General features: G+C 69.4%; 9 protein-coding genes and 4 tRNA genes. 8 read left to right on the plus strand and 5 right to left on the minus strand.

Annotated elements, in window-relative coordinates; all coding sequences use genetic code 11:
• Positions 1 to 11: 11 nt before the first annotated feature.
• From AFM16_RS18970 to AFM16_RS18995, 6 genes are all read left to right on the plus strand, one after another.
• A tRNA-Glu gene (locus AFM16_RS18970) sits at positions 12 to 84 on the plus strand.
• Between the two features lie 49 nt (positions 85 to 133).
• Positions 134 to 208: transfer RNA gene (locus AFM16_RS18975), tRNA-Asp, on the plus strand.
• Positions 209 to 232: 24 nt separating this feature from the next.
• Positions 233 to 306, plus strand: a tRNA-Phe gene (locus tag AFM16_RS18980).
• A gap of 107 nt (positions 307 to 413) precedes the next feature.
• Entirely contained in the window at positions 414 to 4,358 is a 3,945-nt protein-coding gene (gene hrpA / locus AFM16_RS18985) for an ATP-dependent RNA helicase HrpA (RefSeq protein WP_078634036.1), read from the plus strand.
• A 94-nt stretch (positions 4,359 to 4,452) separates the two neighbouring features.
• Positions 4,453 to 4,527, plus strand: a tRNA-Asp gene (locus AFM16_RS18990).
• 128 nt (positions 4,528 to 4,655) lie between these two features.
• Positions 4,656 to 4,850, plus strand: coding sequence for a DUF6274 family protein (locus tag AFM16_RS18995; protein ID WP_030798044.1), 195 nt, complete (start codon positions 4,656 to 4,658; stop codon positions 4,848 to 4,850).
• Between the two features lie 455 nt (positions 4,851 to 5,305).
• On the opposite strand, the gene bldC is transcribed toward AFM16_RS18995, so the two are convergent.
• The gene (bldC, locus tag AFM16_RS19000; protein ID WP_003980577.1) at positions 5,306 to 5,512 is read right to left on the minus strand and encodes a developmental transcriptional regulator BldC; all 207 of its coding nucleotides are present in this window, start codon (positions 5,510 to 5,512) and stop codon (positions 5,306 to 5,308) included.
• Positions 5,513 to 6,077: 565 nt separating this feature from the next.
• Positions 6,078 to 6,920: a DUF8083 family protein gene (locus AFM16_RS19005; protein WP_030798037.1), complete on the minus strand. Its 843-nt coding sequence runs from the start codon at positions 6,918 to 6,920 to the stop codon at positions 6,078 to 6,080.
• A gap of 221 nt (positions 6,921 to 7,141) precedes the next feature.
• Between AFM16_RS19005 and AFM16_RS19010 the strand changes: the two genes are divergently transcribed.
• Both AFM16_RS19010 and AFM16_RS19015 read left to right on the plus strand, forming a co-directional pair.
• Positions 7,142 to 8,236 (plus strand): Leu/Phe/Val dehydrogenase, encoded by a 1,095-nt coding sequence (locus AFM16_RS19010; RefSeq protein WP_078634037.1) that lies wholly within the window; start codon positions 7,142 to 7,144, stop codon positions 8,234 to 8,236.
• 310 nt (positions 8,237 to 8,546) lie between these two features.
• Positions 8,547 to 8,804, plus strand: a complete 258-nt coding sequence (locus tag AFM16_RS19015) for a DUF3073 domain-containing protein (RefSeq protein WP_030798031.1) — start codon at positions 8,547 to 8,549, stop codon at positions 8,802 to 8,804.
• A 99-nt stretch (positions 8,805 to 8,903) separates the two neighbouring features.
• Here AFM16_RS19015 and purM read toward each other — a convergent pair whose 3' ends face one another.
• From purM to AFM16_RS19030, 3 genes are all read right to left on the minus strand, one after another.
• On the minus strand, positions 8,904 to 9,974 hold the full coding sequence (gene purM, locus AFM16_RS19020) for a phosphoribosylformylglycinamidine cyclo-ligase (protein ID WP_078634038.1): 1,071 nt from the start codon (positions 9,972 to 9,974) through the stop codon (positions 8,904 to 8,906).
• Positions 9,975 to 10,008: 34 nt separating this feature from the next.
• Positions 10,009 to 11,535, minus strand: coding sequence for an amidophosphoribosyltransferase (purF, locus tag AFM16_RS19025; RefSeq protein ID WP_030798026.1), 1,527 nt, complete (start codon positions 11,533 to 11,535; stop codon positions 10,009 to 10,011).
• Between the two features lie 221 nt (positions 11,536 to 11,756).
• Positions 11,757 to 12,554, minus strand: a complete 798-nt coding sequence (locus tag AFM16_RS19030; protein WP_078634039.1) for a maleylpyruvate isomerase family mycothiol-dependent enzyme — start codon at positions 12,552 to 12,554, stop codon at positions 11,757 to 11,759.
• Positions 12,555 to 12,693 lie beyond the last annotated feature (139 nt).

Consider the following 12,693-nt stretch of genomic DNA (forward strand, 5'->3'; position numbering starts at 1 on the left):
GCGGGCCGATAGCCCTCATCGTCTAGCGGCCTAGGACGCCGCCCTTTCAAGGCGGTAGCACGGGTTCGAATCCCGTTGGGGGCACGCAGTACGGTGTGCGACACTTGCGTCGCTGGTTCGCACACAACAGCTTGGTCCTGTGGAGCAGTTTGGAGTGCTCGCCACCCTGTCAAGGTGGAGGCCGCGGGTTCAAATCCCGTCAGGACCGCCGAGGTTTCACGTGAAACCTCCTGGCTGGGTAGCTCAGTTGGTACGAGCGATCGCCTGAAAAGCGATAGGTCGCCGGTTCGACCCCGGCCCCAGCCACACTCCAGGCCCCGATCTCCGGATCGGGGCCTTTGTGTATCCCCCGTACCTCCCGGCCCCAAAAGCGTTAGCCACGTTTTTGCCGGGGATGAGATCCTGGATCGCGTATGTCTACGCACCCCGCCCCCGCCGTGGGCGCCCTCGCCCCCCGTCTGGCCGAGCTGTCCCTGCGTGATGCGCACCGGCTCGGGCGCAGGCTCGAAGGCGCGCGCAAGATCCGCAAGCCGGAGGCCCGTGCCGCCGTCCTCGCCGAGATCGAGGCGGAGGTCACCCGGGTCGAGGAACGGATGGCGCTGCGGCGCGGCCGCGTCCCGGCCGTCACCTACCCCGAGCAGCTTCCGGTCAGCCAGAAGAAGGACGACATCGCGGCCGCCATCCGCGATCACCAGGTCGTCATCGTCGCAGGTGAGACCGGTTCCGGTAAGACCACCCAGATCCCGAAGATCTGTCTGGAACTCGGTCGTGGCGTCCGCGGCATGATCGGCCACACCCAGCCCCGCCGGATCGCCGCCCGTACGGTCGCCGAGCGGGTCGCCGAGGAGCTGCGGACCCCGCTGGGCGAGGCCGTCGGCTGGAAGGTGCGGTTCACCGACCAGGTGAACCCCGACGCCACCTTCGTGAAGCTGATGACGGACGGCATCCTGCTGGCCGAGATCCAGACCGACCGCGAGCTGCGCGCCTACGACACGATCATCATCGACGAGGCGCACGAGCGGTCCCTGAACATCGACTTCCTGCTGGGCTACCTGGCCCAGCTCCTGCCGCGGCGGCCCGATCTGAAGGTCGTCATCACCTCCGCGACCATCGACCCGGAGCGGTTCTCACGGCACTTCGGGGACGCCCCGATCATCGAGGTCAGCGGGCGGACCTATCCGGTGGAGGTGCGCTACCGGCCGCTGCTCGAAGAGGATTCCGAGGACGCGGACCGCGATCAGATCACCGCCATCTGCGACGCCGTCGAGGAGCTCCAGGCCGAGGGGCCGGGCGACATCCTGGTCTTCCTCTCGGGCGAGCGGGAGATCCGCGACACCGCCGACGCCCTGGAGAAGAAGCAGTACCGCTTCACTGAAGTGCTCCCGCTCTACGCGCGCCTCTCGCACGCGGAGCAGCACCGCGTGTTCCAGCAGCACACCGGCCGCAGGATCGTTCTGGCGACCAACGTCGCCGAGACCTCGCTCACCGTGCCGGGGATCAAGTACGTCATCGACCCCGGGTTCGCCCGGATCAGCCGCTACAGCCACCGCACCAAGGTGCAGCGGCTGCCGATCGAGCCGATCAGCCAGGCCAGCGCCAACCAGCGCAAGGGCCGCTGCGGCCGTACGAGTGACGGCGTCTGCATCCGGCTCTACAGCGAGGACGACTTCGTCGCCCGGCCGGAGTTCACGGACGCCGAGATCCTGCGCACCAACCTCGCCTCCGTCATCCTCCAGATGACCGCGGCCGGCCTCGGCGACATCGAGAAGTTCCCCTTCATCGACCCGCCGGACCATCGCAACATCCGCGACGGCGTCCAGTTGCTCCAGGAGCTGAACGCGCTGGACGCGGAGCAGAAGGACCCGCGCAAGCGGCTCACCGACACCGGCCGCAAACTGGCCCAGCTCCCCGTCGACCCGCGGCTGGCCCGGATGGTGCTGGAGGCCGACAAGAACGGCTGTGTCCGCGAGGTCATGGTCATAGCCGCCGCGCTCTCCATCCAGGACCCGCGCGAGCGCCCCGCCGACAAGCAGGCCCAGGCCGACCAGCAGCACGCCCGCTTCAAGGACGAGACCAGCGATTTCCTCGCCTATCTCAACCTGTGGCGGTACGTCCGCGAGCAGCAGCGCGAGCGCGGTTCGTCGTCCTTCCGCCGGATGTGCAAGCAGGAGTACCTCAACTTCCTGCGCATCCGTGAGTGGCAGGACATCTACACCCAGCTCCGCACGGTCGCCAAGCAGATGGGCATCCATCTCAACGAGGAGGACGCCCCCGGCGACAGCGTCCATCTCTCGCTCCTCGCCGGTCTGCTGTCGCACATCGGCATGAAGGACGTGAAGGACGGCGCGAAGAACGAGTATCTGGGCGCCCGCAGCGCCAAGTTCGCGATCTTCCCCGGCTCGGCGCTGTTCAAGAAGGCACCGCGCTTCGTGATGTCCGCCGAGCTGGTGGAGACCTCCCGGCTCTGGGCGCGGGTCAACGCGAAGATCGAGCCGGAGTGGGTCGAGCCGCTGGCCGGACATCTGCTGAAGCGGACGTACAGCGAACCGCACTGGGAGAAGGACCAGGCGGCCGTGATGGCGTACGAGAAGGTCACGCTGTACGGCGTGCCGATCATCGCCCAGCGGAAGGTCAACTACGGCCGGATCGACGCCGAGGTCAGCCGTGAGCTTTTCATTCGCAACGCCCTGGTCGAGGGCGACTGGCGTACCCACCACAAGTTCTTCAGCGACAACCGCAGGCTGCTCAGCGAGGTCGAGGAGCTGGAACACCGCGCCCGGCGCCGGGACATCGTGGTGGACGACGAGACGCTGTTCGACTTCTACGACCAGCGGGTGCCCGAACACGTCGTCTCCGGCGCCCACTTCGACTCCTGGTGGAAGCACAAGCGGCATGAGCAGCCCGACTTCCTGGACTTCGAGCGCGAGATGCTCATCCGGGAGTCGGCGGAGGCGGTCACCAAGGCCGACTATCCCGACTCCTGGCGCCAGGGGCCGCTGAAGTTCCGGGTGACGTACCAGTTCGAGCCGGGCGCGGACGCCGACGGTGTCACGGTCCACATCCCGCTCCAGGTGCTCAACCAGGTCACGGACGACGGCTTCGAGTGGCAGATCCCGGGCCTGCGGCAGGAGGTCGTCACCGAGCTGATCCGTTCGCTGCCCAAGCCGATCCGCCGCAACTACGTGCCGGCGCCGAACTTCGCGCAGCGCTTCCTGGACCGGGCGGTGCCGCTCCAGAAGCCGCTGACCACCGCCATGGCGCGGGAGCTGAAGCGCATGGTCGGGGTGCCCTTCGAGGCGGCGGACTTCGACTGGTCGAGGGTCCCCGACCATCTGAAGATCACCTTCCGGATCGTCGACGAACGGCGCCGCAAGCTGGCCGAGGACAAGGACCTGGAGGCCCTCAGGCTGCGCCTGCGGCCGAAGGCGCGCCAGGCCATCTCGCAGGCGGCCGCGGCGACCGCCGAGCGCCGGGGCGGGGAGTCCCTGGAGCGTTCCGGTCTGACCGACTGGACGATCGGCTCGCTCACCCGGGTCTTCGAGACCCGCCGGGCCGGCCAGCCCGTGAAGGCGTACCCGGCGCTGGTCGACGACGGCGACACGGTCTCCGTACGGCTCTTCGACACGGAGGCGGAGCAGGCCGAGGCGATGTGGAAGGGCACCCGCCGGCTGATCCTGCGCAACATCCCGGTGAATCCGGCGAAGTTCGCGTCGGAGAAGCTCACCAACGCCCAGAAGCTCGCCCTGTCGGCCAATCCGCACGGGTCGATACAGGCCCTGTTCGACGACTGCGCGATGGCGGCGGCGGACCGGCTGATCGCGGAGTTCGGCGGTCCCGCCTGGGACGAGGAGTCGTACCGGAAGCTGTACGACAAGGTCCGCGCGGAGATCGTCGACACCACGGTGCGCACGGTCGGGCAGGTGCAGCAGGTCCTCGCGGCCTGGCAGGCGTGCGAGCGGCGTCTGAAGGGCGTCCGCAGCCCCACCCTGCTCGCGAACCTCACGGATGTGCGGGGGCAGCTCGACGCCCTGGTGAAGCCCGGTTTTGTGACATGGGCGGGCCTTCGGCGGCTGCCGGACCTGATGCGCTACCTGGTGGCCGCCGACCGCCGGCTCCAGCAGATGGCGACCGGCGCGCAGCGGGACACCGCCCGCATGGAGAAGGTCCATGAGATGCAGGACGAGTACGCCTGGCTCCTGGAGCAGCTTCCCCAGGGCATGCCGGTGCCGCAGCAGGTGCTGGACATCCGCTGGATGATCGAGGAGCTGCGGGTGAGCTACTTCGCCCATGCGCTGGGCACGGCGTACCCGGTCTCGGACAAGCGGATCGTGAAGGCCATCGACGCCGCGGCTCCGTGACGGAGCCCGTACGGAGGGTGAGTTCGACCAGGGAGCCCACCCTCCTGTACAGTCCTTCTCGCAGCACAACGCAAGACGAAGTGCCGCAAAACCTGGTCCTGTGGAGCAGTTTGGAGTGCTCGCCACCCTGTCAAGGTGGAGGCCGCGGGTTCAAATCCCGTCAGGACCGCAGTTGAGAAGAAGGCCCGCATCCCGTGAGGGACGCGGGCCTTCCTCGTATGCCCTTGACGCCGTCACTTTCCCTCGGTACCCCAGAACTCAGGGCCCGTTCCCCGCGCGGCCCTCGGGAGGTGGCGTATGGCGGCATCGGTCAGGCACGAGACGCGGGCCCTGCTCCGCGCGCATCTGTCGGCCGCGTCGTCCTACCGGCATCTGACCCGCCACTGTCCGATCTGCCACCGCTTGCAGCGGCTGGCCATGGACGGCGCCCCACGGGGCGCGGGGGCCCCTGAGGAGGCCGCCGCCGAGGACGAGCGCCCCTCGCCCGCCTGAGGCCCGAGACGGCGTCAACGGCCGTACAGGGAAGGGGCGATGGAGGGAGGCCGACCGGCAAGCGCTTCCAATAGCGCACCCGGGCGGCGGGCGACAAGGCCACTGGCATGTGACGGGAGTCACCGCATAAGTTTTGGAACCGGGTGTTCTTACCGGTCTCCTACAACAGGTCAATTTAATATGTGCAATTGCACTACTCTGGAGGATGCCTCCCGGAACCCTCCCAGAGCCTCCCCAGACTCCGACAAGCCCGCTCACAGAGCCACCTGATACGCCCCCTCGGGTCGCCCCGGACGCACAAAAAAGATCGCGCTGGACCCGGCGGAGTCCAGCGCGATCGAAGACGCTCCCTGTGGGCGACGGGCCTGTTGGGGCAGACCCGCGTCGCTCGTGGCCAGGGTCCGGACGGCCCGGCAGGTTGGGGGACCTGACGATTCGCCCGGTTATTCAGTTGTTCAGGACTCGCTGCGCTGCTGCGGAATGCCCGCCAGCAGCGCGCGGACCTCAGCCTCGCGGTATCGGCGGTGTCCGCCGAGCGTGCGGATCGACGTGAGCTTGCCGGCCTTCGCCCACCGTGTGACCGTCTTCGGGTCCACACGGAACATGGTGGCGACCTCAGCCGGGGTCAGCAGCGGCTCAGCATCAGGGGTGCGAGCGGTCATGAGCGGCCTCCTCGGGAGAACCGAACCTTCTCGGTTCTTTCCTCTAAATTCTGCACCTTGACCCGCGTTGCCCGAAATGGCGGACGCGAGTCGAGTCGGTTATAGGACGAACGGCTTGTCCTCGGCACTACAACTACACCATCTGTCCAGCCGCGTCGGCCAAACCGATGGAATTGCCCCCCAGGTGTTCATCGGCGACGGAAGCCGATGGACCATGCCATAGCGGACAGTCACGCCACTGTGACGATCAGTCACAGTGGCGTGCAGGAGTCACAAGACCCCCTAAAACAGTGCAATGCCGAGATTCCCCCCACGATGGAGCATAAGTAGGCGGACGGAGCCCTCCCCGGACTCCTTGTCCTATTTTGGCACGAGGAGGGGCAAGCGACGCAAGGGCCGTGTACGTGCGGTCCATCACCCTTGCGACATAAGCCCGGATCGGGACCTACGTCCCGTCAGTTCCGTGAAGTGGCGTTGACCGTACGCTGTTCGAACCATTTCGTCCGTGACGCAGGTCACTCCTGGAAAACGTTGTCGCGTCTGTCACATCGTCAGCCGTCGGCCGTCAGTTGGCCGAACGCCGCTCCCGCACCGACCGCCACCGCTCCGCGAGCCGCGCGTACGCAGCCCCCGCCGCCGCGCCGTCCCCGCCGCGCAGGGCGGCGATCCCGTCGGCCACGTCCCGCGCCGAGTGGTCGTCCTCCAGATCGCCGGCCGGCACCGCGTGGACCAGACCGCCGTAGTCCAGTTCCACCAGCGAACGCGGATGGAACTCCTCCAGCCAGCGCCCCACGTCCAGCAGTCCGTCGATCAGCGGACCCTCGTCCATCGCGTCCTTGAGCGCCCGCAGCCCCCGGGCCACCCGCCGCCGCGCCTGCACCATCGGGGTGCGGTAGCGCAGCACGGGCGCCACCTCCGCGGTGCCCTTCTCGTAGGTCCGCTCCTCGTCGGCCACCAGGACGAACCAGCTCAGCGGCACCTGCCAGGTGGCCGTGCGGATCCAGGGCCGGGCGTCGGGGTTGCGTTCCAGCCAGCGCTCGTAGTCCTGGGCGGCCTGCCGGCGCACCACCTCGGGGAGCACCGCCTCCAGGACCGGACGGGGCAGTTCCTCGCCCAGCTCGGCCAGCGCCCGCCAGCCGCGCAGCCGGGTCCGCCAGGGGCACACGCACAGCACGCCGTCCACGTCGAGGACGAACGCGTCGGCGCTCTCGTGCACCGGGACCGGCACCGGCGGGGTGGGCAGCAGATCGGCCAGCGAGCGGCGCAGCTCGTCCTGGTAGGAGGGGCGCTCGGGGCGGCGGGCGTAGCGCGCCCAGTGGGTGCGCTCGGGCTCGGGGAAGGCGGCCAGCGGCTCGTACACCCGCAGATAGGACGCGTACGGGACGATCACCGAGGACACCTTGGGCACGCCTGCTCCCTCCCCTCCGGGACGGCCGGGAAACCTGCGGGGCCGTGCCCGCGGACACGGCGGAACCCTCCGCATCGTCGCACGCCGGTACCCCGTGCGGAGGTGATCCCGACCACTGCGGCGCCGGTGGGGCGCGCAGGCCCTACCCTCGTCCCACAGGCCCCGCCACCCGTACGGGAGCCCTCGTCCCGATCGCCGCGAGTTACCCAGGAGTCACCACCGTGACCGACGTATCCAACGGCGTCCTGCACACCCTCTTCCACTCGGATCAGGGGGGTCATGAGCAGGTCGTGCTCTGCCAGGACCGTGCCAGCGGTCTGAAGGCCGTCATCGCACTCCACTCCACCGCCCTCGGCCCCGCGCTCGGCGGTACCCGCTTCTACCCGTACGCGAGCGAGGCGGAGGCCGTCGCCGACGCGCTGAACCTCGCGCGCGGGATGTCGTACAAGAACGCCATGGCCGGGCTCGACCACGGCGGCGGCAAGGCCGTGATCATCGGCGACCCCGAGGTGATCAAGACCGAGGAGCTGCTGCTGGCGTACGGCCGGTTCGTCGCCTCGCTCGGCGGGCGGTACGTGACCGCCTGCGACGTCGGCACCTATGTCGCCGACATGGACGTGGTCGCGCGCGAGTGCCGCTGGACCACCGGGCGCTCCCCGGAGAACGGCGGCGCCGGCGACTCCTCGGTGCTGACCGCCTTCGGCGTCTACCAGGGCATGCGGGCCTCCGCCCAGCACCTGTGGGGCGACCCCTCGCTGCGGGACCGCCGGGTCGGCGTCGCCGGCGTCGGCAAGGTCGGCCACCACCTGGTGGAGCACCTGCGGAGCGAGGGCGCCCAGGTGTTCGTCACCGACGTCCGCGAGGACGCCGTCGGCCGGATCCTGGACCGGCACCCCGAAGGGGTCACGGCGGTCGCCGACACCGAGGCCCTGATCCGCGTCGAGGGGCTCGACATCTACGCCCCCTGCGCGCTCGGCGGCGCTCTGAACGACGCGTCGGTGCCGGTGCTGACCGCCCGGGTGGTCTGCGGCGCGGCCAACAACCAGCTCGCCCATCCGGGGGTGGAGAAGGACCTCGCGGACCGCGGGATCCTCTACGCGCCGGACTACGTGGTGAACGCGGGCGGGGTCATCCAGGTCGCGGACGAGCTGCACGGCTTCGACTTCGATCGGTGCAAGGCGAAGGCGTCGAAGATCTTCGACACCACCCTCGCAATCTTCGCACGTGCGAAGGAAGACGGGATTCCGCCGGCCGCCGCGGCCGACCGGATCGCCGAGCAGCGGATGCACGAGGCGGCGCACGCGCGCGGACGCTGACGTTCCGGGACGGCCTCCGCGGGGGCGCCTCGAGGGTTTCGGCGGTACCGCCGGGAGGAAAGTTGGAGAGAACTCTCACTCTTCCCGGCGGGTCGTCCGCCGATAAGTGGTTAAAATCGCCACTGACCAGCGAGGACGGGGCGCCTCAAAGGTCCTGCGCACACGCGCGTGCTACGGGCGACGTACCGTACGGGCGTGGGCTCAGGTACCGTGGGAGCCCTACGACGGGCTCTCCGAGGAGAGACCGTCCTGGATCATGAACGCGTGTCAACCTGGGGCCGTCGAGCCCCGTCGTTGAGGGGGTCGAGCCATGGGGCGCGGCCGGGCCAAGGCCAAGCAAGCGAAGGTCGCCCGCCAGCTGAAGTACAACAGCGGCGGGACGGATCTCTCACGCCTGGCCGAAGAGCTGGGCGCATCGCCATCGAACATTCCGCCGAATGGTGAACCGTTCGAGGACGATGACGATGAGCAAGACGACGACCCGTACGCACGGTACGCCGAGCTGTACGGGGCCGACGACGAGGACGACGACGAGGACTCCTCGCAACAACACCGTCGCGGCGCTTGACCTTGTTCTGCGCACTCACCCGGTCGGTGACTTCGGTCACCGACCGGGTCTTGTGCTGTCCACACGGTCACAGTCCGTACGGCTGCCCGCCGCACGGACTCAGGCGTAGTCCCCCACCAGCTCCGCGCCGGTGGTGTGCTCGCCGCGCTCGGTGATCTCACCGGCGACCCATGCCTCGACGCCGCGGTCGGCGAGGGTGGCCAGGGCCACGTCCGTGGACTCCTGCGGCACGATCGCCATCATGCCGACGCCCATGTTCAGGGTCTTCTCCAGCTCCAGCCGCTCGACGTCGCCGGTCCTGCCGACGAGGTCGAAGATCGGGGCGGGGGTCCAGGTGGAGCGGTCCACGACGGCGTGCAGCGCGTCCGGGACGACCCGGGCCAGGTTGGCCGCGAGTCCGCCGCCGGTGATGTGCGAGAAGGCGTGCACATCGGTCGTACGGGTCAGGGCCAGGCAGTCCAGCGAGTAGATCTTGGTGGGCTCCAGCAGCTCCTCGCCGAGGGTGCGGCCCAGGTCGTCGACGCGCGACTCCAGCGACAGACCGGCCTGGTTCAGCAGCACGTGCCGGACCAGCGAGTACCCGTTCGAGTGAAGGCCGGAGGCCGCCATGGCGATCACGGTGTCACCCGTGCGGATACGGTCCGCGCCGAGCAGCCGGTCGGCCTCCACGACGCCCGTACCGGCGCCGGCGACGTCGAAGTCGTCCTCGCCCAGCAGGCCGGGGTGTTCGGCCGTCTCACCGCCGACCAGGGCGCAGCCGGCCAGCACACAGCCTTCGGCGATGCCCTTGACGATGGCGGCGACCCGCTCGGGGTGGACCTTGCCGACGCAGATGTAGTCGGTCATGAACAGCGGCTCGGCACCGCAGACCACGATGTCGTCCATCACCATGGCGACGAGGTCGTGGCCGATGGTGTCGTAGACGCCCAGCCGGCGGGCGATGTCGACCTTGGTGCCGACGCCGTCCGTGGCGGAGGCCAGCAGGGGCCGCTCGTAGTTCTTGAGGGCGGAGGCGTCGAAGAGGCCGGCGAAACCGCCGAGGCCGCCGAGGACCTCGGGGCGCTGCGTCTTCTTCACCCACTCCTTCATCAGCTCGACGGCGCGGTCGCCCGCCTCGATGTCGACGCCGGCAGCCGCGTAGGAAGCACCGGTGGGGCTGGTCTCAGACATTGCCTGGGATCTTTCGGGTTGGTTTCTACGAGGCTTACGGGCGACGGATCGCGTCGGCCGCGGCCGTGGCGGCCGGACCGGCCGCCAGCTCGGTCTCCAAGAGCTGCTTGCCGAGCAGTTCCGGGTCCGGGAGCTCCATCGGGTACTCGCCGTCGAAGCAGGCGCGGCAGAGGTTCGGCTTGGCGATGGTGGTCGCCTCGATCATGCCGTCGATGGAGATGTACGACAGGGAGTCGGCGCCGAGCGAGGTGCCGATCTCCTCGATGGTCATGCCGTTGGCGATCAGCTCGGCGCGGGTGGCGAAGTCGATGCCGAAGAAGCAGGGCCACTTCACGGGCGGCGAGGAGATCCGGATGTGGACCTCGGCCGCGCCGGCCTCACGGAGCATCCGGACCAGGGCCCGCTGGGTGTTGCCGCGCACGATCGAGTCGTCGACGACGACCAGGCGCTTGCCCTTGATGACTTCCTTGAGGGGGTTCAGCTTCAGCCGGATGCCGAGCTGGCGGATCGTCTGCGAGGGCTGGATGAAGGTCCGGCCCACATAGGCGTTCTTGACGAGGCCGGCGCCGAAGGGGATGCCGCTCGCCTCCGCGTACCCGATGGCGGCCGGGGTGCCGGACTCCGGGGTCGCTATCACCAGGTCGGCCTCGACGGGGGCCTCGGCGGCCAGCCTGCGGCCCATCTCCACGCGGGAGAGGTAGACGTTCCGGCCGGCGATGTCGGTGTCGGGGCGGGCCAGGTACACGTACTCGAAGACACAGCCCTTGGGCTTCGCGTCCGCGAATCGGGAGGTGCGCAGGCCGTTCTCGTCGATCGCGATGAACTCGCCCGGCTCGATCTCCCGGACGTACGCGGCGCCGCAGATGTCCAGGGCGGCGGACTCGGAGGCGACGACCCAGCCGCGCTCCAGACGGCCGAGGACCAGCGGGCGGATGCCCTGGGGGTCCCGGGCGGCGTACAGGGTGTGCTCGTCCATGAAGACGAGCGAGAAGGCGCCCCGGACCTGCGGGAGGACCGAGTGGGCGGCCTCCTCGATGGTCAGCGGCTTGCCGTCGGCGTCGACCTGGGCCGCGAGGAGCGCGGTGAGCAGGTCGGTGTCGTTGGTCGCCGCGACGCGCGGGGTGCGGCCTTCCTGCTTGGGCAGGTCGGCGACCATCTCGGCGAGCTGGGCGGTGTTGACGAGGTTGCCGTTGTGACCGAGCGCGATCGAGCCGTGCGCGGTGGCGCGGAACGTCGGCTGGGCGTTCTCCCACACGGAGGCGCCGGTGGTCGAGTAGCGGGCGTGTCCGACCGCGATATGACCCTGGAGCGAACCGAGCGAGGTCTCGTCGAAGACCTGGGACACGAGGCCCATGTCCTTGAAGACGAGGATCTGGGAGCCGTTGCTGACCGCGATTCCCGCGGATTCCTGACCCCGATGCTGGAGGGCGTAGAGCCCGAAGTAAGTGAGCTTGGCGACCTCTTCACCGGGAGCCCAGACCCCGAAGACGCCGCAGGCGTCCTGAGGACCTTTCTCGCCGGGGAGCAGATCATGACTGAGTCGACCGTCACCACGTGGCACGCCATCGAGTGTAGGCGAGATCGACCACTGGTCCGAATTGGGGATACCCGCGGGTAACTGGATCACCGTTCGGCGACCCACTCCATGATCGACTGATTACCGCAGGTCAGATGGCCTGAACGGGACTCGGACGATGATCGTCCATCGCCCCCTGACCGCCTCCCTCGGCCGCGTTCCGGTCTCATGAGTGAGGTGTCGCACATCATTCGCCCTCGTCCCGCTCAGGACATGACCGGGAGGAGCGCTCCCAGATCGGCCCGCTCCCCGCTCGCGGCGACCTTCGCCTCCCCGAGGGCATGCCCCCAGCTCACCCGCCCGGTCGCCAGCCGCAGCCAGGTCAGCGGATCGGTCTCGACGACGTTCGGCGGGGTGCCCCGGGTGTGCCGCGGCCCCTCCACGCACTGCACGACGGCGTACGGCGGGATCCGCACCTCCGTCGCGCCACCGGGCGCCTTCACGGCGAGCGCGTCGGCGAGCAGCCGCGTGGCGGCGGCGAGGGCCTGCCGGTCGTACGGGATGTCCAGGCCCGGCACGGCCGCGTTGAGGTCGTCGGTGTGGACGACGAGTTCGACGGTACGGGTGACCAGGTAGTCCGCCAGGGACAGCGCACCCGCGTTGGTCTGGAGCAGCCGGCTGCCGGGATGCGAGTCGAGCAGCTCGGGCAGACTCCGCTCGACACCGGCGAGATAGACGCCGAGATCGGGATGCCGTTTCACGAGGTCCCGAGTGAAACCATCGATCGCCGGGGCACTGTCCACAGTGGCGAACGGCCAGTCCAGCAGCACGGCGTCCGCCCGCGGCGGCTCGGGCAGCTCCAGCGCCCGGTGCACGGCGGTCACCGCCATCCCGATGTGCGCCACCAGCTCCCGCACACTCCACCCGGCGAGCCTCGTCGCCCCGGCAAGCTGCACCTCCGACAGCCCGGCCACACCGGCCCGCACATTCCCGAGCTGCGCCAGGACGGCGGCACGGGTGCGGGAGGGGTCGTAGGTGCGGGGGCGTTTTTTGGCGGGAGGCATGGGCGCGACTTTATGCCTTGCGGGCGGGTCGGGGTGGCGGCACCAGGGCTCAGCCGTACGAGGGGGACGCCCCCACCGCGCGCACGGCGAAGCCCGCGTCCGGAGCAGGTGTCCGGGCGCGGGCTTCGTCGTGGTGTGG

It is taken from the genome of Streptomyces antibioticus (genome assembly GCF_002019855.1).
Classification (GTDB): domain Bacteria; phylum Actinomycetota; class Actinomycetes; order Streptomycetales; family Streptomycetaceae; genus Streptomyces; species Streptomyces antibioticus_B.